Origin of the sequence: Mycobacterium neumannii (assembly GCF_048452905.1) — a bacterium.
GTDB classification, from domain to species: Bacteria; Actinomycetota; Actinomycetes; order Mycobacteriales; family Mycobacteriaceae; genus Mycobacterium; species Mycobacterium neumannii_B.
On record NZ_JBCGVF010000003.1, the window covers coordinates 1,551,627 to 1,572,194 of the forward strand.

General features: G+C 67.7%; 21 protein-coding genes and 1 pseudogene. 7 read left to right on the forward strand and 15 right to left on the reverse strand.

What is annotated here, in order from left to right:
- Positions 1-27: 27 nt before the first annotated feature.
- Complete coding sequence (locus AAHH99_RS13985) at positions 28-1,146, reverse strand: glycosyltransferase (RefSeq protein WP_418769137.1); 1,119 nt, start codon at positions 1,144-1,146, stop codon at positions 28-30.
- Entirely contained in the window at positions 1,143-2,429 is a 1,287-nt protein-coding gene (locus AAHH99_RS13990; protein WP_418769138.1) for a hypothetical protein, read from the reverse strand. The genes AAHH99_RS13985 and AAHH99_RS13990 overlap by 4 nt, the downstream gene beginning before the upstream one ends.
- Before the next feature lie 301 nt (positions 2,430-2,730).
- Here AAHH99_RS13990 and AAHH99_RS13995 point away from each other — a divergent pair, with 301 nt between their 5' ends.
- The gene (locus tag AAHH99_RS13995) at positions 2,731-4,692 is read left to right on the forward strand and encodes a hypothetical protein (RefSeq protein WP_418769139.1); all 1,962 of its coding nucleotides are present in this window, start codon (positions 2,731-2,733) and stop codon (positions 4,690-4,692) included.
- Positions 4,693-4,702: 10 nt separating this feature from the next.
- On the opposite strand, the gene AAHH99_RS14000 is transcribed toward AAHH99_RS13995, so the two are convergent.
- Complete coding sequence (locus tag AAHH99_RS14000; RefSeq protein ID WP_418769140.1) at positions 4,703-5,674, reverse strand: endonuclease/exonuclease/phosphatase family protein; 972 nt, start codon at positions 5,672-5,674, stop codon at positions 4,703-4,705.
- A 25-nt stretch (positions 5,675-5,699) separates the two neighbouring features.
- Entirely contained in the window at positions 5,700-6,701 is a 1,002-nt protein-coding gene (gene fgd / locus AAHH99_RS14005; protein WP_418769629.1) for a glucose-6-phosphate dehydrogenase (coenzyme-F420), read from the reverse strand.
- Positions 6,702-6,756: 55 nt separating this feature from the next.
- On the opposite strand from fgd, the gene AAHH99_RS14010 reads away from it, so the two are divergent.
- A complete protein-coding gene (locus AAHH99_RS14010) occupies positions 6,757-7,500 on the forward strand; it encodes an MBL fold metallo-hydrolase (protein WP_094289004.1) in 744 nt (247 codons plus the stop codon).
- Here the strand turns inward: AAHH99_RS14010 and AAHH99_RS14015 are convergent.
- Together AAHH99_RS14015 and AAHH99_RS14020 are read right to left on the reverse strand one after the other, a co-directional pair.
- On the reverse strand, positions 7,497-7,793 hold the full coding sequence (locus AAHH99_RS14015; protein WP_418769141.1) for a hypothetical protein: 297 nt from the start codon (positions 7,791-7,793) through the stop codon (positions 7,497-7,499). The genes AAHH99_RS14010 and AAHH99_RS14015 overlap by 4 nt on opposite strands.
- 105 nt (positions 7,794-7,898) lie before the next feature.
- Positions 7,899-8,378 carry a GNAT family N-acetyltransferase gene (locus AAHH99_RS14020; RefSeq protein ID WP_418769142.1) on the reverse strand — a complete coding sequence of 160 codons (480 nt, stop codon included), beginning with the start codon at positions 8,376-8,378 and terminating at the stop codon, positions 7,899-7,901.
- A gap of 122 nt (positions 8,379-8,500) precedes the next feature.
- Here AAHH99_RS14020 and AAHH99_RS14025 point away from each other — a divergent pair, with 122 nt between their 5' ends.
- On the forward strand, positions 8,501-9,352 hold the full coding sequence (locus AAHH99_RS14025) for an SDR family oxidoreductase (RefSeq protein WP_418769143.1): 852 nt from the start codon (positions 8,501-8,503) through the stop codon (positions 9,350-9,352).
- A gap of 6 nt (positions 9,353-9,358) precedes the next feature.
- Here AAHH99_RS14025 and AAHH99_RS14030 read toward each other — a convergent pair whose 3' ends face one another.
- Genes AAHH99_RS14030 through AAHH99_RS14055 form a run of 6 tightly spaced genes read right to left on the reverse strand, consistent with a single transcriptional unit; the run spans position 9,359 to position 13,632 of the window.
- Positions 9,359-9,775 carry a hypothetical protein gene (locus tag AAHH99_RS14030; RefSeq protein WP_418769144.1) on the reverse strand — a complete coding sequence of 139 codons (417 nt, stop codon included), beginning with the start codon at positions 9,773-9,775 and terminating at the stop codon, positions 9,359-9,361.
- Positions 9,776-11,002, reverse strand: a complete 1,227-nt coding sequence (locus AAHH99_RS14035; RefSeq protein WP_418769145.1) for an O-succinylhomoserine sulfhydrylase — start codon at positions 11,000-11,002, stop codon at positions 9,776-9,778.
- On the reverse strand, positions 10,999-11,418 hold the full coding sequence (locus AAHH99_RS14040; RefSeq protein ID WP_418769146.1) for a rhodanese-like domain-containing protein: 420 nt from the start codon (positions 11,416-11,418) through the stop codon (positions 10,999-11,001). Before AAHH99_RS14040 ends, AAHH99_RS14035 begins: the two co-directional genes overlap by 4 nt.
- A 20-nt stretch (positions 11,419-11,438) precedes the next feature.
- Positions 11,439-11,885 (reverse strand): lumazine-binding protein, encoded by a 447-nt coding sequence (locus AAHH99_RS14045; RefSeq protein WP_418769147.1) that lies wholly within the window; start codon positions 11,883-11,885, stop codon positions 11,439-11,441.
- A gap of 2 nt (positions 11,886-11,887) precedes the next feature.
- A complete protein-coding gene (gene purT / locus AAHH99_RS14050) occupies positions 11,888-13,141 on the reverse strand; it encodes a formate-dependent phosphoribosylglycinamide formyltransferase (protein WP_418769148.1) in 1,254 nt (417 codons plus the stop codon).
- Between the two features lie 59 nt (positions 13,142-13,200).
- Positions 13,201-13,632, reverse strand: coding sequence for a MarR family winged helix-turn-helix transcriptional regulator (locus AAHH99_RS14055; RefSeq protein ID WP_418769630.1), 432 nt, complete (start codon positions 13,630-13,632; stop codon positions 13,201-13,203).
- 123 nt (positions 13,633-13,755) lie between these two features.
- On the opposite strand from AAHH99_RS14055, the gene AAHH99_RS14060 reads away from it, so the two are divergent.
- The 3 genes and pseudogenes from AAHH99_RS14060 to AAHH99_RS14070 all read left to right on the forward strand — a co-directional run bounded on the left by AAHH99_RS14060 (position 13,756) and on the right by AAHH99_RS14070 (position 17,234).
- The gene (locus tag AAHH99_RS14060; RefSeq protein ID WP_418769149.1) at positions 13,756-15,774 is read left to right on the forward strand and encodes an MMPL family transporter; all 2,019 of its coding nucleotides are present in this window, start codon (positions 13,756-13,758) and stop codon (positions 15,772-15,774) included.
- A 55-nt stretch (positions 15,775-15,829) separates the two neighbouring features.
- Positions 15,830-17,037, forward strand: a pseudogene (locus AAHH99_RS14065) (cytochrome P450).
- 5 nt (positions 17,038-17,042) lie between these two features.
- Positions 17,043-17,234 (forward strand): ferredoxin, encoded by a 192-nt coding sequence (locus tag AAHH99_RS14070; RefSeq protein WP_418769631.1) that lies wholly within the window; start codon positions 17,043-17,045, stop codon positions 17,232-17,234.
- On the opposite strand, the gene AAHH99_RS14075 is transcribed toward AAHH99_RS14070, so the two are convergent.
- From AAHH99_RS14075 to AAHH99_RS14085, 3 genes are read right to left on the reverse strand one after another with little or no spacing between them, the layout of a single operon-like run.
- Positions 17,231-17,836: a hypothetical protein gene (locus AAHH99_RS14075; RefSeq protein WP_068200623.1), complete on the reverse strand. Its 606-nt coding sequence runs from the start codon at positions 17,834-17,836 to the stop codon at positions 17,231-17,233. The two genes, AAHH99_RS14070 and AAHH99_RS14075, sit on opposite strands and share 4 nt — an antisense overlap.
- Before the next feature lie 46 nt (positions 17,837-17,882).
- Entirely contained in the window at positions 17,883-18,515 is a 633-nt protein-coding gene (locus AAHH99_RS14080; RefSeq protein WP_418769150.1) for a PaaI family thioesterase, read from the reverse strand.
- A 52-nt stretch (positions 18,516-18,567) separates the two neighbouring features.
- A complete protein-coding gene (locus AAHH99_RS14085; protein WP_418769151.1) occupies positions 18,568-19,863 on the reverse strand; it encodes an adenylosuccinate synthase in 1,296 nt (431 codons plus the stop codon).
- A gap of 93 nt (positions 19,864-19,956) precedes the next feature.
- On the opposite strand from AAHH99_RS14085, the gene AAHH99_RS14090 reads away from it, so the two are divergent.
- Positions 19,957-20,559 (forward strand): peptidase M50, encoded by a 603-nt coding sequence (locus tag AAHH99_RS14090; protein WP_418769152.1) that lies wholly within the window; start codon positions 19,957-19,959, stop codon positions 20,557-20,559.
- Positions 20,560-20,568 lie beyond the last annotated feature (9 nt).

The following is a 20,568-nucleotide window of genomic DNA, read 5'->3' on the forward strand; positions in this document are numbered from 1 at the left end:
GGCGGACCGGCTTTCAACAGCGGAAAATCAGCGGCCACTGTGTTCTGCCATGGTGCGTGCGGCAACGTCGGCCATCCCGCGCCTGAACGCCGACCGGGAGAACCGCTCGGCGTGGCGTCGGACCTCGTGCGGGTCGAACTGTTCGCGGTCGAAGCGGATCAGTTCGTCGGCCATGGCGTCGATGATCGACTCGTCGTCTCCGAACGGAATGAGACGACCCGTGACGCCGTCGACAATGCTGTCGCGCGCCCCTCCGATGCCGAGCGCGATAACCGGTGTGCCGCACGCCATCGCCTCCACGGGAACGATGCCGAAATCCTCTTCGCCCGGCATGATCAGCGCCTTCGCTCCGCGCATCAGCCGTCGCAGTTCTTCGTTCGACACCCGGCCTGTGAAGCTCACCGGATGACCCTCGGCCAGCTCCTTGTTCGATTCGGCCCCACGGCCAACCCCGGCCACCACCAAGGGAACCCGCGCCTTGATCGCGGCTTTGATCGCGATGTCGGGCCGTTTGTAGGGTACGAGCCGTCCGGCAACCAGATAGTAGTCGCCGGATGCTCGGTCCGGGTCGGGCGTGAAGTACTCGGTGTCCACCGGCGGATGGACGACCGAGCACTCCCTGTTCCAGCGTCGACGAATGCGCTCGGCGACGGCGGTGCTGTTCGCCACCACGGTGGTCAAACGTTGTGAGGCACGAACTTCGGTCGTGATCGCCAACCGGGCAAGAACAGACAGGGCGGCACGGCCGGGAAGCGACGAGGCTTCGCCTTCGCGCATGTCCTTGTCCCAGGCCCACCGGGCCGGGGAATGGACGTACGCAATCGTCGGGCGTGGCCCCGCGGCGTACGCGGCCGCCACCCCGAAGGCGTGGTGACTGATGAACACGAGTTCGGCGGATCCGAAGTCGCAGCGGCTGAAGAACACTGGCGTCAGAGGTAGCAACGGCGCATACGTGCGGTAGCGCATCATCCGGTATGCCTGTGAGAGTGTGCCCGTTTGCACCCGATCCGAGAAGTCGCACTCGATTCGCCCGTCCACGATCGGGATGTGGATGGGCGCATCGGGCCACTGCGCCGCGAGCTGGGTGACGACGTGTTCGGAACCGGCGACCTCGGTCAGCCGTTCGTGGACGATTGCAGCCCTCATGGTCGGCCGTCCGTGTCCCCATCGTCGGTGCGGACTCTGCGTGACTCGTGACGTCCCCGTGGCCGGTAAGTGAGCACGGACCAGACGGGCGTCTGCGCAGGCACGGAGGCGCGCACAGTGAGTACCTGAGCCACCGTGTCGACACCGATCTCTGCCACGACGACGACCTCTGTCGCCAGCGCGATCGCCTCCGATACCCGCCGGGAGGCACCGATTGTCCCGGCGTCGATGAGTACGGCGGTGACCTCCCCGGCGGGCGCAAGCGGCGCGCTGTCGTCTCGTGCCAGCGTGACGGTCCTCGTCGATCCCAACTCCTTGGCGGCGAACTCGAACAAACTCAACACGACCGGCGTAGGAGACGTCGGCGATGCGGCGATCAGCACCACGATCGGCGTCTGTCCGTGAGAGGGGCGCTGGGCGTAGAGCGTCCTTGCCAGTGCCGCCCCCGCTTTGCCCCGGAACGGATCTCGACTTTGCTCGATCTCCACCGCGGGGAAGAAAGTCCCGTCCACGACGTCGGCTAGGTCGTCGAAGGATGTCACCCGGCCAGACCGGCGCCGACGGGCATTCATCGCCAGCGGCACCAGGGCACCACCCAGAACAGCACCGAGCAGCGCCCCCATCAGCCAGTCACTGCCGGCGGCCGAGTTCACGGTCGGTGCCTGCAGTACCACCATCGAACTCGAGTCAGCCTGCAACAGAACGTTTTCTCGGAGCTTCTGGATCTCCTGTGCGCGAGTCACATTGCCGGATTCACGCGCTGCCCGCTCCCATTGATCGAAGGCGGGGACGATCGTGCGGAGGTCGCGGTCGACGCGCTGTTCGAGGTTCTCTGCATAGACGTCGACGGCCGCCTGCACGGTTCGGCGCGCGGCGTCCGCGTCGTCAGAACTGCTCGAGATACCGACGACCGCGGATTCGTCATCATGTTCGATCTCGAGCTCGACCGGTTGAGACTGCCCCACCTTACGGGTCACCGTCTGGGCGAATCCGTCGCCCGACAGGAACGCGACCTCGCCTGTCACATACCTGCGGACGTTGTCCATGGTGTCCGGGGTGGTCTGCGATGCGCTCGCCGCCACCGCTGTCAGGTCGACGGGCTGCAGCAACCGGATATAAGCGGTAGCCGTCGATTCCGTTGCCGCAGTGCGGAATAGAAGCCATCCGGCGATTGCCCCGACGAGAGCGCCGATGAGAGCGCCGATCAGAAGTTTGACGAGCCATTCGCGACGCGCCCGAGCCACCGTCGCCCCCGAGGGTGCGATCGAGTCACCCGCCACCATCAATGCGCTCCGATCGTCAACGGCGAGCTCCGCGCCGCGGAGCGATCCGGCGACGCTCTCGCGGCCCCCAGGCTCCCCACTTGGCCGAGAATAACGCACCATAAGTTCGGTTCGGCCGACGAACGTCTCGAGCGAAGGTCACCTTCTGATCTCGGATGCCGATCACCGCACCCCTTCCCCGGTAGCATCCGACGAGCGAACCGCGGACGACTCGAAAGTGAGATTCCGTGTACCTGGTTACCCCGCGTCCGTCACCACAAGCGTCGGGTGTCCGGGCCAGTTTCCGTTACGAGGCGCAGTCGTGAGGCGCGGTTCCCTTCTCGCCGCGATGTCCGCGGTTCTGCTGCTGGCGACTTCGGTGGCCGGCGGCGGGGCCCTTGTCGCCCCAGCCGCATCAGCGCAACCCGATGCGCCCCCGGGACCGGGCGGCGGAGATATCCGGCTGTCATGGTCGTCGCTGGGCCTGCCGGGTGACGTCAGATTCGTCAGCGCCAACACCAACCAAGACTTCAGGTTGCCGCTGCCTGCCGGCTTCTCGCCCCGCCGACTCCAGGGACAGATCCATGCCCCGGTGAACTTCGGACCGGGCTTTCTCGAGATCGAAGACGCACGAGGCACGTTCCTGGGTACGGTCAACCTGCCCGCGGTCGCGCCTGAGCAATCCGTCGTCCCGTTCGATGTCGATCTCTCGCAGGCGCCGCCGTCGGATTCACCGCTGACGCTTTCCTTCACCGTCCGACAGAACACCGGCGAGGGACAGATCTGCGGTCCGGGCCAGGAACTGCGCATCAGCCAGCTGACCACCGTCTTCGCCGGCGCAGAACCGCCACCCACCACCGTCGACACATTCTTCGGGCCGGTGTTGCAGCGGCTCACGATCTACGCACCCGCCGACGCCGACCGATCCGAACAAGAGGCCGTACTGGCGCTCGCGTCCGCGGTCGAGCGGGCTTATCAGCCGCAGCCAGTAGTGATCACTGTGGCCAGCAAGCCGCGCGAGGTCGCGCCGCCGCCTGGGGGGCAGCTGACGCGAGCGGTCGCCGTCGAACGCGGAACGGCGGGGCTGACTCTGACGGCCCCCGGCACTCCCGAGACGTATCTGCGGCTTTCCGGGCGCGGCGATCAACTGAGCGCGCAGGTCGCACTGCTCCGCGACGATCTTCAGTCGTTGGCGCAGACGGCCTCGGTGCGGGTGGACCAAGCGGTGTCGCCCACCGACCGCTCGGCGGACACGGTCACGTTCGGCGAATTGAGCATGGACGGCAGAGACGAGGTATTGCGTACTTCGGATCTGACCGTCGGCGTCGACCGGGCGGCCCTGGGCGCCGGCCGTCTCGAGAAGGTCAGGGTGCACCTGCTCGCCGATTACACGCCGGTCGACAGCGGTGACGTGGCCACGCTGGTCGTGCGGGCGAACGACGACGTGGTGCACAGCGCCGAGCTCGACACCAGCGGCCGCGTCGACACCGGCTTCGACGTACCCAGCGACCAGTTTGGCGAACGTCTGACATTGACCCTCACCGTGACATACACGCCGCGCTTTCTGTGTTCCTCGATGATCGCTCCGTTGACGTTCCAGATCGACGAAGAGTCGACGCTGACCGTCACTCGCGGTGGCGCAGCGCGCGGCGGCTTCGCCGCGCTGCCGTCGGGCTTCATGCCCGCGTTCCTCGTGGCGCTCGACGGCAGCTCCCCCAACCAACTCGACTACGCCGCCCGGGTTCTCGTGGCGATGGCGCGCGTGTCCAGCGTCGAGCTCATCCCTCGGGTCGTCGAGCTTAAGTCGGCCGCGGCGTCGGACCAACCCGCGTTGATCGTGGCGAGTTCGGCAGGGCTCAAACAGACGGACCTGAATCCTCCGGTCAGTGGTGAAGGCTCCGCGATCAGGGTGGACGGCGACGATCTGCGTGTCGACGTCGAACGTGGAGTGGGTTCGGTCCAGGCGTTCGCCGATACACCACGCGACCGGTCGGTTGTGCTCGTCACCACCACTGCCGCATGGTCGCTGGTCGATCCGCTGATCGGCCACATCGAGGGCTTGTCGGGCGGCTGGTCCGGTCTGAAGGGCGATGTGCTGGCGGCCGGGGCACAGGGCACGCCCGCCGACGTGGCGATCCGCAGCGACGCGGGGGCGCAGAAGCCCGTCGCCGCAGATGACAGCTCGCTCCGCCACTGGGGATGGGCCGTCGCAGGAGTGGTCGTTCTGGTCGCGATGGCCGTCGCCGCCGGATGGCTGGCACTCCGTCGTCGCCTCGGTTCGTAAGGCGCGACCGTCAGCTGGCCGTCGGGTCAGCGGGAATGTCGACGATGGCTGCGAGCCCGCGGTGGTCGGATCCAGGTACCTCCACGGTGTAGGCCGACGAGGCCGCGCAATTACGCAGCAGGACATGGTCGATGCCGACCACCGACGGCAGCCACGGTCTGCTCGGGTAGCTGCGGACCAGACCCGCACCGGCTTGTTCGGCCGCGTCGCGGTAGCCCTCGTCCAACAGCCGGCGGAAGGGACTCATGTCGTAGGTCGCGTTGAGGTCGCCCGCCACGACGACCGCACCGGAGCCGGCGGTGTCGGCCAACGCCCGCAGCGTCTCGGGGAGCCGCGCGATATCGTCGGAGAACCAGCGCAGCGGCTGCACCCAGGGTGCGGCCAGATGCACGGCGAGCACGGTGACGTCGAATCGCACCGCGGGCACGCGAATCCGGGTGCTGAGCATCGGCATCTGGTAGCCCTCGATGGCGCCCGACGCCACGATCGGATGGCGGCTCCACACCCCGATCCCGTCGGCCGACGGGCGAGGGTCGATCGCCCGGTGGGCGAAGACCCTGTCGAGTCCGGCGGCCGACATGGCCTCGGCCGCTTGCGGTGTCATCTCCTGTACGACGAAGACGTCGGCCGCCGAGGAGGCCAACGTCACCACCGCGCGCGGGTCGGCGCCGCCCATCCCGAGGTTGGCGGTGAGCACCCGCAGGGCGACCGAGGCAACGCTGGTCTTCTCCGGTCCCAGATAGCGGGGTGCGAGTACGGCGAGCATCACCACGCACAGCGTCGCGGCCAGAATCGTCGCCGCCCATCGCCGCGCCACCGCAAACAGCGCCATCGACGCCAGCGCCGCGGCGGTCAGGTACGGCGACGCCGAGGCGAGCAGCAGCACGATCTCGTTGTCGACCGGCAGATAGCGCGACACCAGACCGACGAACGCCAACGCGAATGCAAGCACGGCGAGGACCGTTGCCGGTACTCGAATCATGTTGTGTGCGGGTGGTTCTCGCTTGTCAACCGAGGCGGCGCAGCCGCGGCTCGAGGTCGCGCTGGAACAGTTCGAGGAACCGGCGCTGATCGTGGCCCGGGGCGTGGAACACCAGGTGGTTGAGTCCCCAGTCGACGTAGTCCTTCACCTTCTCGACGGCCTCGTCGGGATCCGACGCGACGATCCAGCGCTTGGCGACCTGCTCGATGGGCAGCTCGTCGGCGGCCTTCTCCATCTCGATCGGATCGTCGATGGAGTGCTTCTGTTCGGCGGTCAGCGACAGCGGCGCCCAGAACCGGGTGTTCTCGAGGGCGAGCTCGGGATCGGTGTCGTAGGAGATCTTTATCTCGATCATCCGGTCGATGCTGTCGGGGTCGCGGCCCGCCGCGTCGGCTCCCTCCTTGACCGCGGGGATGAGCTTGTCCTTGTAGAGCTCCTCACCCTTGCCGCTGGTGCAGATGAACCCGTCACCCGCACGGCCGGCGTACTTGGCCACCACCGGCCCGCCCGCTGCGATGTACACCGGGACGCCGCCGTCTGGCACGTCGTAGATCGAGGCACCCTTCGTGTGGTAGTACTCGCCGTCGAAGTCGACCCGGTCGCCCAGCCACAACTCCCGCATCAGCTTGACCGACTCCCGCAGCCGGGCGAAGCGCTCCTTGAACTCGGGCCAGTCGCCCTCGTAGCCGGTGGCGATCTCGTTGAGCGCCTCGCCTGTGCCCACGCCGAGGAAGATCCGGTCCGGGTACAGACAGCCCATGGTGGCGAACGCCTGCGCGATCACCGCGGGGTTGTAGCGGAACGTCGGGGTGAGCACCGACGTCCCGAGCCGAATGTTCTTGGTGCGCTCGCCGACCGCGGTGATCCACGCCAGCGAGAACGGCGCGTGGCCACCCTCATGGCGCCACGGCTGGAAGTGATCGCTGACCGTCGCGCTGTCCATGCCGTGCTCTTCGGCCGCCACGGCCAGCTCGACCAGTTCCCGCGGCGCGAACTGCTCCGCCGACGCCTTGTAGCCCAGTTTCAGTCCAGGTTTGGTTTCAGCCACGATTCGTTTCTACTCCCTTGCTTACACTCGCGGCATGGCAGCAGCCCTGAGCGCCATCACCGACACCGTCCATTTCGCGTTCACCGACCTCGTCAACTGGACACTGGTGACCGACGAAGCGGGCGTCATGTTGATCGACACGGGTTTCCCCGGCAGCCGCGACGACGTGCTCGCATCGCTGCGTGAGCTCGGTTTCGGAGTCGACGATCTGCGCGCAATCCTGTTGACGCACGCCCACATCGACCATTTCGGCTCGGCGATCTGGTTCGCGAAGACGTACGGCACCCCGGTCTACTGCCACGCCGCCGAAGTCGGCCACGCCAAGCGGGAGTACCTCGAACAAGCCTCTCCGACCGATATCGCCAAGCACGTCTGGCGCCCGCGCTATCTCACGTGGTCGGTCGCGATCACCCGCAAGGGTGCCATGGTGCGCGACGGCATACCCACCGCACAGGGGTTGACCGAGCAGGTGGCGGCGGGTCTACCCGGCAAGCCGGTGGCGATCCCGACGCCGGGTCACACCGGCGGGCACTGTTCGTTCCTGGTCGACGACGTACTGGTGAGTGGCGACGCGCTGGTCACCGGGCACCCGCTGTCGACGCGGGGAGGCCCGCAACTGTTGCCCGGGCTCTTCAACCACGACCAAGACGGTTGCGTGCGCAGCCTGTCCGCACTCGGCCTGCTGGACGCCGAGGTGCTGCTGCCCGGGCACGGCCCGGTATGGCGCGGGTCGATGCGCGAGGCGGCCGAACGAGCCGCGCGTCAAAGCGCGTCCTAGACCAGGCTCTGGTAGCCGAGCAGAAAGACTGCGGTCAAGCACAGCCCGGACGCGATGACGACGGTCGGCATCAGGATCATGGCGTCGAGTTCGTCGTCGTCGAGCACGTCGCTCTCGAACCGCCCGAACAGCACGCGCGCCACCCCGGTCCGGCGGAAGGTGTGCACCATGACGCGGACGGCCTTCGTTTCGCGACGGCGCCCGATGAACACGCGCGAGGCCACTCCGAACAGGAACGTCAGCAGTCCGCCTAGCACCAACAGCCAGCCGATCATCGTTTGCGACAACGCCACCATCACCCCCGGCGCCGCGGAAGTCCGTTCCGGGCCGGCACCGCAGCCCAGCCTATAGGCCGGTTTGCAGACCTGACCGGTCTCAGAGCGGGTGGCCGGGGCTGCTCATCGCAGCGCCTTGGCGAACGCCACCGGGAACACATCGCCCTCGGCGGGCAGCGGGTCCAGCCTCTGGTACCCGGCGGAGGCATACAGCGCCTCCGCTTCGGGCTGGCGGTCACCGGTGGTCAGGTAGACCCGCCGATAGCCGCGCCTGACGATCCGGGCCTCGAGTTCGACGAGCAGCGCCTTCGCCAGGCCCTGTTGACGGTGTTGGCTGTCGGTCCAGATCCGCTTCAGTTCGGCGGTGGTGTCGTCGAATCGGCAGAAGGCACCGCCGGTGACGGGCCGGTCGCCGAGCAGCCCGACCACCAGGTCACCCTCGGGTGGGGCGAACGCGTCGGCCGGATGTCCCCGCAGCCACCTGCTCACAGCGTCCTCGGGCGAGCCGTAGCGCTGCGAGTACTCGACCGCCAACTCGGCCAGCAACGGTTCAGCCAGGGGGTCGTCCTGGTGGACGGCGACGAACGTGAGCTGGGTCGACACGGATTTCACCTAACTGTCCAACGCGAACCGGGCACGTCCATTCCTCTACCTCGCGACGGGTCGGCCCGATCCGAGAATCGCCACTTCCCCAACCAAACTTGACACGTGTAAAGTTTGGCCGCATGGACAACATCAGGGGCAAGACCATCGCGATCACCGGTGCCGCCCGCGGGATCGGGTTTGCGACCGCCAAGGCGCTGCTGGCGCGCGGCGCCCGCGTGGTGATCGGCGACCGCGATGTGGCGTTGCAGGAATCGGCCGTCGCCCAGCTGGGCAACCTGGGGCAGGCGTCAGGCTATCCGCTCGACGTCACCGACCGGGAGTCGTTCGCGTCGTTCCTCGACAAGGCCCGCACCGAGGGCGGCGGACGCATCGACGTGTTGATCAACAACGCCGGTGTCATGCCCATCGGGCCGTTTGTCGACGAGACCGAGCAGTCGATCCGGTCGACCATCGAGGTCAACCTCTACGGCGTGATCACCGGCTGTCAGCTGGTGCTGCCGGACATGATCGCGCGGCGCAGCGGACACATCATCAACATCGCCTCGCTGTCAGGGCTGATCCCGGTACCGGGCCAGGTCGTGTATGTGGGTGCAAAGTTCGGTGTGGTCGGGTTGACGGCCGCGCTGGCCGACGAGGTCGCAGCGCACAACGTCGACGTGTCGGTGATCATGCCGCCGTTCACCAACACCGAGCTGATCTCGGGCACCAAGAGCGGCGGGGCGATCAAACCGGTGGAGCCCGAGGATATCGCCGCGGCGATCGTCAAGACCCTCGACAAGCCGAAAACCCATGTCTCCGTGCCGACTCCGCTGCGCTTCACCGCCCAGGCCGCACAGATACTCGGCCCGCGCGGGCGTCGTTGGCTCAATAACAAGCTGGGACTGGACCGGGTGTTCCTCGATTTCGACACGACCGCCCGCAAGAAGTACGAGGATCGGGCGCGCACCGCGCAGGGCGTCGTCGAGGACTGACCGGCGCTAGACCGGGAACGTCGGTGTTGGATCGCCCAACCGGTAGGCCTCGACGACATCAAGCGACTCGAACAGCTCGTCGAAGTTGAACTGGTAGTCGTCGGCCGTGCCCACGAACACCACGTGCGCGACGTCGGCGGCGTCGTCAGCAGTGAGCACCACCGTCGTCACCGACACCAGATCTTCGTCAGCCACCTCGGCCTGCGACGGTGGGTAGAACCACAGCGCGGATTCCTCGTCGGAGAGCTCGTCGTCGAACACCCAGCCGCGCTCGGTGATTCGCTCATCGAAGGCCTCGAGCACCGCCGCCGTCGCGGTCTCTTCAGTCAGCGCGTCCATCACCGTGTCGGGTATCCAGCGCTCGTTGCGGGCCGCCTGACGCTTGCGCCGGCGGGCCTTCTTCGCGTCGCTGCGCTTGGACACTCAGCTCAACGCCTGATCGAGATCGTTGAGCAGGTCGTCGGTTCCCTCCAGGCCCACCGAGATCCGCACGACACCGTCACCCAGTCCGATCGCGGCGCGGCCCTCCGGTCCCATCGCGCGATGGGTGGTGGTCGCCGGGTGGGTGACCAACGACTTGGCATCGCCGAGGTTGTTCGAGATGTCGACGATGCGCAGCTTGTCGAGCACCTCGAACGCGCGCTCCTTACTGCCGCCGGCGACCTCGAACGTGACAACCGTTCCGCCCCCGGTCATCTGGCGCTTGGCCAGGTCGTACTGCGGGTGTGACTCCAGAAACGGATAGCGCACCCAGCTCACCGCGGGGTGCTCCTCCAGGAACTGCGCGACCCGCTGCGCTGACGTGTTCTGGTAGTCCACCCGCACCGCGAGCGTCTCCAGTCCTTTGAGGAGTGTCCACGCGTTGAACGGGCTCAGCGCGGGCCCGGTGTGGCGCATCAACTTCTGCACCGGCTCGTCGATGTACTGCTTGTCGCCGAGGATCGCACCGCCGAGCACACGCCCCTGCCCATCGAGGTGCTTGGTCCCCGAGTAGACGACGACGTCGGCCCCCAGCGGGAAACCCTGCTGCAGGATCGGCGTCGCGAACACGTTGTCCAGCACCACCTTTGCACCCGCGGCGTGAGCGAGCTCAGAAACCGCGGCGATGTCCACCAGCGACTGCATCGGATTGGACGGGGTCTCGAAGAATACCGCCTGCGTGGGAACCGAGAGGGCCTGCTCCCACTGCGACAGGTCGTCCCCGTCGACGAACACCGTCTCCACACCCCACCGCGGCAGGATCTCGTTGCACACCACGAAGCAGGAGCCGAACAGGCTGCGCGCGGCGACCAGCCGATCACCGGCGCCCAGCAACGCCCCGAGCGACGTGAACACCGCCGCCATGCCCGTCGCGGTCGCGAAGCACGCGGGAGCACCCTCGATCAGGCGCAGCCGCTCCTCGAACATCGAGATGGTCGGATTGCCATAGCGCGAGTACACATATCGGTCGATCTCACCGGTGAACGCCTTCTCGGCGTCAGCGGCCGAGGCATACACATAGCCCGAGGTGAGGAACAGCCCCTCGGCGGTCTCTTCGAATTCCGAGCGCAGCAACCCGCCGCGCACACCGATGGTCGCCTGGCTGACTCCCTCCGGCAGCTCCGCGGGCATGCGGACGGACGGGACGGTCTTCTCGGAATTGGCACTCATGACTGTTTCCAGGGAAGTCCGACTGCCTTCCACCCGGTACCGCCGCGGTGCCCGTTCTCGTCGAGGTGGCCCTCGAAGCCATCGAGGACGTTGTACGACGGACCGATCCCGGCCTCGGTGGCGGCCTCGGCAGCGCCGATCGACCGGTTGCCGGAGCGACACAGAAAGACCACCGGCCCCACGTCGGAACCGACGTCGGTGATCTCGCGCCGCAGATCGGAGACGAACGCGTCGTTGTGCGTGCCGTCGGCGCGGTTCCACTCGATGAACACGACCTCGCGCTGCAGAGACGACAGGTCGGGTACGCCGACGAAGCGCCACTCGGCGTCGGTGCGGCAATCCACCAGCACCGCGTTGGGGGTGCCGGTCAGCAGCTTCCAAGCCTCTTCGGGCGTGATGTCTCCGGCATAACTCACGGTCGTTGAGTGTCCCACAGCTACCTGGGACCGGGGGAACAGACCTTCCAGGCGTCGCCGTCGCGGATGAACACCATCTCGATGACCTTCTTGTCGTCGGGCACGTTGTTGAAATGGTAGGTCACCTTGGCGGTGGCGCGGTCACCGGCGACGGCGACCTCGGTGACGTCATCGACGAACCGCTCACCGCGCTGAGCGACGGAATCCCGTTGCGCGGCAAGCACTTGCGCCTCGGTGCCGGTCTGCTCCGGGCAGGTGTAGCCGCGGTAGTCCGAGTAGTTCTGCCGTTGCAGTGCGTCGTTCTGCCCGACCGCGGCACGGGCCACCTGCTGGTCGGCGGGCTCCTGCTCACCGCCGAACAGGTTCAGGAGCCCAATTACGATCACGACGAGCACAAAGATTGTGAGCCCGATCAGAAACGGCGCCGCGGTGCGCCGGTCGCCGGGTGTGGATTCGGATTCGGCCACCGCTACCAGAGCCTGCGCAGCGCGGCGGTGACGCGTCGGGCGCGGTCTCGGGCGACGATCGGATCGGGCGCGGTCGCCATCGCCACCGCGAGCCGGCGCCTGTCCTCGGTCTCGTCGGGGCGGTTGAACAAGGCGACGTCGCTCTCGGCCACGGCAAGCGCCTCGGCGAGCACCGCATGCGGGTCCCGTCCGCTCGCGGGTCGCGCCTCCGCGCCGGCGTAGACGATCCCCGCTGCGGCGGGCGAGATCATGATCGTGTCGACCGGCAGACCCAGGATCGCGCGCGCGTGCAGGTCGAACTGCGAAAGCCGCTGGGAGCGCAGCGTGACCAGGCCACTGTCGTGCGGGCGGGGGCGCACGTTGTCGAAATACACCTCGTCGCCGCGCACCAACAGTTCGACACCGAACACGCCGCGCCCGCCCAGCGAGTTCACGATGCGCGCAGCGATCGATTTCGCGGCATCCAGCGCGGCCGGCGCCAACCGCTGCGGCTGCCACGACTCGAGCGCGTCGCCGTCGGCCTGGCGGTGCCCGATGGGCTCACAGAAGTGCACCGCGGGTCCCGTCGGCCCGACCGTGCGGATCGTCAGCAGCGTGACCTCGAAATCGATCTCGACCACCGACTCGACCATCACGCGGTTGTGCGGGATCCGGCCGGCAGCGACCGCGCGCTGCCACGCGGGTTCGACGTCCTCGGCGCGCACCAGTACCGACTCGCCCTCACCCGCGGCCGAAGCGATCGGCTTGACCACCAACGGGAAACCGGCGTGCTGAACGACCGCACTGAGTTCCTCGGGCGATCCGGCGAACCAGAACGGTGCGGTGGGCAGGCCCAGCTCGTCGGCGGCCAACCGGCGCAGGCCCTCCCGATCCAGGGACAGCCGGGTGCTGCGCGGGGTCGGGAGCACCTCGGCGACGCCGCGCTCGGCGACGGCGATCAGCGCGTCGGCGGCGATGACACCACCCTCGGCCACCACATAGCGCGGATTCTCCTTCTCGATGAGCGCGGTCAGCTCCTCCGCGTCGTTCATCTTCGCGACGACCGGGCGATCGGCGACGCCGTGCGCCGGGGCGTCGGCATAGCGGTCGACCGCGATCACCTCGGCGCCCAACCGTTGGAACGCCAGCGCCAGCTCCCGGCTCAGTTCTCCCGAGCCGAGCAGCATCACCGACGAGGCGCCAGGCGTGCCGGCGACCGGTTCGGGGTCGGTCACCGGATCGGCGGACTCGACCGCTGTCTGCGGGGTATCAGTCATCGGGGCTCAAGCCTGCCAGACACCGTCGCGCACCGGCCACCGCCGTCAAGCAGGGGCCCTCAATTCGGGATGACGGACTGCTCCAGCTGACCGCGGAACTGCCGCATGGCGTCGATGAGTGCGGTGAACGTGCGATGGGCGACGGCCAGCTCGTCATCTGACAAACCCGCCAGCGCGGTGCGGGTTTGTTCACCGAGCGGGGTGAAAAACCCTCGGGCGACGTCCACTCCGTGATCCGCCACACGCAGGATCACCTTCCTGCGGTCCCCCGGATCGGACTCTCGGCGGAAGTGCCCGGAGGCGATCATCCGCTCGACCAGGTAGGTGATCGCGGCGGCCGACATGCCCATCCGCTTGCGCAGCTCCCCCGCCGTCAGCGGCACCCCCTCGGTCTCGGCGACCATCACATGCAGTAATGCCCGAAAATCGTTGGCCGCGACATTATGTCGGCTTGCGAACAGCCTGCCGATCTCGTCGGATTCGGCGTTCATCGCGCGCACGTCGGCGGCGATCGTCGCCTCCAGGGCGTCACGTTCCTCCGACACGGCGAAAGCATAGGCCCGAGCCGGCCGGAGTGGTTTGATTGTTAGTTAAGTTTTTGAAATATTCGTACGATGTCCCGCCGCATCTCCTGGATACTCGCGGTGCTCGTGGTGCTCGTTTCGGGCGCCCTGATGGGCCTCCTCGGCAGCGACGACTCGAGCTCGCAGTCACCGGTGCCCGTGCCCGACTCCGCCGAGTCCGCGCGCGTCGACGCGCTGCGCGCCCAGTTCCCCGGCGGTGACCGCGTACCCGCGATCGTCGTGATCACCCGCACCGACGGCGCCCCGCTGAGCCCGGCCGACGTCGATGCGGTCAAACAGAAGTGGCCCGCGGCCCAGATTTCCGAGGATGGCGCGGCCGGCCTGGCCGTAGTGCCGATGGACGCCGACCTGTCTGGGTTCGACCTCACCGACGCGGTCGAAAAGGTGCGCGCGGAGGCCTCTGAGGGGTTGCCCGCCGACCTGCGCAGCGAGGTCACCGGCGGTCCGGCGTTCGGCGCCGACATCGCGAACTCATTCTCCGGCGCCAATTTCACGCTGCTCGCGGTGACCGCCACGGTTGTCGCACTGCTGCTGATCATTACCTACCGCTCTCCCGTGCTGTGGCTGGTGCCGCTGGCGGTGATCGGATTCGCCGACCGAGTGGCCGCCGTGCTCGGCACCGCGGTGGCCCAGTCGGTTGGTATGAGCCCGGACGGCTCGACCTCGGGCATCACGAGCGTGCTCGTGTTCGGCGCGGGTACCAACTATGCGCTGCTGCTGATCTCCCGGTACCGGGAAGAGTTGGGCCGCACCGAGAACCATCACGACGCGCTGGACACTGCGGTGCGACGGGCCGGTCCGGCGATCATCGCCAGCAACGCGACGGTGGTGCTGGCGCTGCTCACGCTGGTGTTCGCGTCGTCTCCGAGCGTGCGCAGCCTGGGTGTTCAAGCAGCAGCGGGCCTCATCGTGGCCGCGGTGTTCGTGCTGCTGGTCCTGCCACCGCTGCTCGGCCTTTTCGGCAAGCGATTGTTCTGGCCGTTCATCCCCAAGACCGGCGATCGGGTGCTCACCGACAGCGGTATCTGGCACCGCATTGCGGAGGCGGTGGCGCGCAGGCCCGGTGCCGTCGCGACAATCTCGATCGGCGGTCTGGCGGTGCTGTGCATCGGGTTAATCGGCACCCCGATCGGGTTGTCGCAGACCGAACAGTTCCGAGTGCAGGCCGAGTCGGTCAGCGGGTACTCGCGGTTGGCCGACCACTTCCCGAGCGGTCTGACCGATCCCACCCGTGTCATCGCGTCCACCGAGCGCGCCGCCGACGTGCAGCGCGCGATCACCGAAACGCCCGGCGTGGTGTCGGCCAACCCCGCGGGCCAGACGCCCGACGGTCTGACGCAGTGGTCGGTCGTCATCGACGCCGAACCCGCCTCGGACGAGGCCTTCGAAACCGTTGATGCGCTGCGTGATTCGGCGCGGACCGCCGATCCGGATGCGTTGGTCGGTGGTTCGGACGCCACCGCCCGCGACGCCAGCGCCGCCGCGTCTCGCGACCGGGCGGTCGTGGTACCGGCCATCCTCGTCGTGGTGCTCGCGGTGCTGTACGTACTGCTGCGTGCCGCACTGGCACCGCTGATCCTGGTGGCGGTCACGGTGTTGAGCGCGTTGGCCGCACTGGGGCTCGGCGGCTGGGCCAGCGTGCACGTGTTCGGCTTCCCCGCGCTCGACAACACCACACCACTGTTCGCGTTCCTGTTCCTCGTCGCGCTGGGGGTGGACTACACGATCTTCCTTGTCACCCGCGCGCGTGAGGAGACTCCGGAGCACGGCACACGCGGCGGGATCGTGCGCGCCGTCTCCGCGACGGGAGCGGTGATCACCAGCGCGGGCATCGTGTTGGCCGCGGTGTTCTGCGTGCTCGGCGTGCTGCCGTTGATCGTGCTCACGCAGATCGGCATCATCGTCGGCCTTGGCATCTTGCTCGACACATTCATCGTGCGCACCGTGATCATCCCCGCGCTGTTCACGCTGATCGGACCGCGCATCTGGTGGCCCGCGCTCAAGGGGCAGTTCACCGAAAGGGACGCTTCGCTCGATTCGCGCGAGTGAAAGCGACCATACCGTCGATCTCGGCGACGCCCTGTTTCGCGGGTAGCGTCGGGTCATGACGCAAGCACCGGAGCTGCCGCCTCTGCATATGCGTCGCGACGCGTTCGATCCGACCCCTGCGCTGGCCGAGATCCGCGACACCACCGGTGTCCGCACGGTGGTCAACGCCTTCGGTATGACGGTGTACCTGGTCACCCGGCACGACGACGTCAAGATGGTGCTGTCCGACTACGAGAGGTTCTCCAACGGCCGCCCTCCGGGATTCGTCGTCCCCGGCGCTCCGACGCTGTCGGAGGAGGAGCTCGCCAGCGCTCGGGCGGGCAACCTGCTCGGTCTGGACCCGCCGGAACATCAGCGACTGCGCCGCATGCTCACCCCGGAGTTCACGATCCGCCGGATCAAACGGCTCGAACCCCGCATCGTCGAGATCGTCCGGGCACACCTGGACATGATGGAAACCGCCGGGGCCCCGGCCGATCTCGTCGAGCACTTCGCGCTGCCGATCCCGTCGCTGGTCATCTGCGAACTGCTCGGGGTGCCCTACGAGGACCGGGACGACTTCCAGCACCGCAGCGCGCGCCAGCTCGACTTGTCGCTGCCGTTCACCGAGCGCCTCGAGTTGCAGCGGGCCGGGCGGGCCTACATGCGATCGCTGGTCGAACGCGCACGCGACAGCCCGGCGACGACATCCTCGGCATGTTGGTCCGCGAACACGGCGCTGAGCTCACCGACGACGAACTGGTCGGCATCGCCGGGCTGCTGCTGCTCGCCGGCCACGAGACCACCTCCAACATGCTCGGCCTTGGGACGCTGGCCCTGCTGCGCCATCCCGAACAACTCGCCGTCGTCCGCGACGACCCCGACGCCGTCGGCCCCGCGGTTGAGGAGCTCCTGCGCTGGTTGTCCATCGTGCACACCGCGATACCGCGCATCACCACCACCGACGTCGAGATCGCGGGTGTCGCGATCCCGGCCGGACAGCTGGTGTTCGCGTCGCTACCGTCGGGCAACCGGGACCCCGACTTCATCGACGCCCCGAACGTGCTCGACATCGGCCGCGGCGCCGCCGGACATCTCGCGTTCGGTCACGGCGTGCACCACTGCCTCGGGGCGCCGCTGGCCCGGATGGAGATGCGGATTGCGTTTCCCGCTCTGCTGCAACGTTTCCCGGCACTGCGATTGGCCGAGGACTTCGCCGATGTGCAGTTCCGGTCGTTCCACTTCATCTACGGTCTCCAGTCGCTGTCAGTGGATTGGAGGTGAGGGATGTGAAGGTGCACGCCGACCGCGACGTCTGCATCCAGGCGGGCAACTGCGTGATGTCGGCCGACGCCGTTTTCGACCAGGACGACGACGGCATCGTCGTGGTGCTGGTCGATGAGGTGCCCGACGAGGAGCTTGACCACGCCCGCGAGGCCGTGAAGCTCTGTCCGGCACAGGCTTTACGGCTCGTCGATTAGCCGGGGTCGGGTCGGTGCGCGAGGAGTTGCACGCTGACCACCAGCACCCACGCCGGGAAGATCAGCACCGACCACATGCTGAGGTCGGCGGCCAGGAGCACCGCCACCGCCACGACGTAGGTGGCGATGCTCAACCAACGCGGCATCAGCCGCGTCCTCAGCCAGATCGTGGCCAACGAGATCATGAACACCGCCGCCATGCGCAGCGCGTAGGTCTTCGAGATCGTCATCAGCGTCATCTGTCCGAACGCGGCGACACCGGGATACGCTGCCGCGCCGCCGCGTTCAAGACCCACACCCAAGGCCACGGCGACGAACATCATCGCCAAGAACAGCAGGCCGCTTCCGAGGAATACGGTCGCGAAGAACTTGTCCTCGTAGCGGCCCATGCCGTCCCGCAGGACGCCCATGAACCAGAGGAACGCGATCCCCGCGAACGGCATCAGGATCGCCGCGATCCGCATGTTGACGCTGTGCTCGGCCACCCACTGCGAACCCGGCTCCCCGCCCTCTGGTAGGGCAATGCGGATCAGAACCAGCGCCGCCGCGAACAGCAACGCGAACGCGACACCGGCCAGGGCGGCCGAGCGAGGGGCGGTCAGGCTTCGAGGCCGCGGACCGGTTCGGTCGGTTGTCACGCCATCGGCCTCACGGCTGGCCGGCGAGCAGCTGGATCATCAACCCGTTCGCCTCGGCGAGCAGGTTGTCGTCGGGGTCGCGCAGCTCGGCGTTGACGAACGCCTTGCGTCCCTGGGCTTCCCGCAGCCAGCCGCGGGCCGACAGCTCGGTGTTGATCGGGGTCACCTTGCGGTAGTCGACGTGCAGGAAGCCGGTGCGGCTGATCGGCCGGCCGACTGCGTGGATCACCATGCCGAACACCGAGTCGAACAGCAACGGCAGCACCCCGCCGTGCACCGCGGAGTTGCCTCCGACGTGATACCGGCTGAACTGGACCTTGAGGGTGACCCCGGTCGGGTCGAGCTCCACCTCCCGGTACGGCGGCATCAGCAGGCTGCCCGCGCCGGGCAGCGACGGCACGCGGTTGGCCGGGCCGACACCTTCGGCGGCGCGGAAGGGGTCGAGCAGTGCCACCAAGGCCTCGGCCTGGTCGGCGGCTCGTTCCCAGGTGTCGCTGTCCGGGTCGGCCGACACCGCGAGGTCTTGTGCGCGGCGCATCGCCGTCAGGAAGCGGCCGAATCCCGGCCCGGGCTCGGCCCGTTGATAGTTCGGGAATCCGCCGTGCTTGTCGTAGTCGGGATCTTCGAGGTGCGGATCCGTCATCGCTGTCGGCTCTTCGCGCAAGCGTCCCCCGCAAGGAGGCGGTGCCCCCGCATCACGGCTGGGCCAGGATATCGCGGCGCACGATCGTCTGGTCTCGGCCCGGGCCGACCCCGATACACGAAACATGGGCTCCGGCAAGCTCTTCCACCCGCAACACGTAATCTCGCGCCTTGGCGGGCAGGTCATCGAACTCACGCGCTCCGGAGATGTCCTCCCACCACCCGGGCAGCTCTTCGTAAATGGGCTCGGCAAGCGCGATCTCTGACTGGGTCATCGGCATGTCGTCCAGACGCCGGCCGTGCACCCGGTACCCGACACACACCGGCACCGTCTCCAGGCTCGACAGCACGTCGAGTTTGGTGAGGAAGTAATCGGTGATGCCGTTGACCCTGGTGGCATATCGGGCGATGACGGCGTCGAACCAACCGCACCTGCGTCGCCTGCCTGTGGTCACGCCGAACTCGCCACCGGTCTTGGACAGGTACTCGCCGTTGGCGTCGAACAGCTCGGTGGGGAAAGGACCCGAGCCGACACGCGTCGTATAGGCCTTGAGGATTCCGAGCACCGTAGTGATCCGCGTCGGCCCGATACCCGATCCCACCGCGGCACCACCGGCCGTCGGGTTCGACGACGTCACATAGGGATACGTGCCGTGGTCCACATCGAGCAGGGTGCCCTGGGAGCCTTCCAGCAGCACCGTCTCGCGGTTCTCCAGCGCCGTGTTGAGCAGGTACCGGGTGTCGGCGATGCGGTGCTTGAAACCCTCCGCCTGGTTGAGCAGACTGTCGACCACCTCGGCGGCGTCGAGCGCTTTGCGGTTGTAGACCTTGACCAGCACCTGGTTCTTGAAGTCCAGTGCGGCCTCGATCTTCTCGGCCAGCAACGCGGGGTCCAGCACGTCGGCCATGCGGATGCCGATCCGGGCGATCTTGTCCTGGTAGCAGGGGCCGATACCGCGGCCGGTGGTGCCGATCTTCTTGCTGCCCGCATACCGCTCGACGACCTTGTCGATCGCGACGTGATACGGCATCAGCAGGTGTGCGTCGGCGGAGATCAGCAGCCGCTCGGTGTCCACGCCGCGGTCGACGAGCCCCTGTAGTTCGGTGAGGAGCACCCCCGGGTCGACCACCACGCCGTTGCCGATGACGTTGGTCACGCCCGGGGTGAGGATCCCCGACGGGATCAGGTGCAGAGCGAAGTTCTCACCCGTCGGCAGGACGACGGTGTGGCCGGCGTTGTTGCCGCCCTGATAGCGCACCACCCACTGGACGCGTCCACCGAGCAGGTCGGTGGCTTTACCTTTGCCCTCGTCGCCCCATTGCGCGCCGATGAGCACGATTGCCGGCATGACTTGGACCTCGCAATTCCGGCTACCCTTGCACTCAAAACCTTGTTGCAGCCGGTGAGACACCCTATCCCAGCAACTTGCGAGGAGCCGAACTTGAGCACCGGTGAGGTCGTGGTGTTGCGTTTCGGCCGACGTCGGATACCGCCCGCGCTGCGCGGCCTCCCGGTTGCCGAGACACCGGATATCCCCTGCCGTCGCCTCGTCGTCGTCGGCTCCGACGCCGATGTGGCGACGGTGTTGACCCGGCTGCTGCGCACCGATCGGCTCGGTGTCGAGGTGGCCCACGTGCGCAGGCCGTGGCACGCGCGCAGGGCACTGCGCGGCCGCGCCACGCGGGTGCCGCTCATCCGTGACGACCGAGGAACCGCGCTCGTCGGCGCCGCGTTCTGGCTCGGTGAGAGCGGGCTGGAGAAGGGCGCGCCGCCCGCCGAGTTGATCGGCGAGGCCGTGGTCGACGACGAGGTGCTCTTCGACGGAGCCGCGACCGGGGTGCGCATCGAACCGATACCGACGATGCCCGGTCTGCGCGCCAGCGTGCTGTCGCGTCACATGCGGCCACAACGGTGGGTGACGGGACGGGCGGCCCAGCTCGGCACCACCGGCGCCATCGTGGTCCGCGACGGCGTCAAGGCGGCCCGTCCGGCGAAGCGCTCGACGTTCTACCGGCACACCGAAGGCTGGCTGCAAGTGCGCTGACCTCGGGTA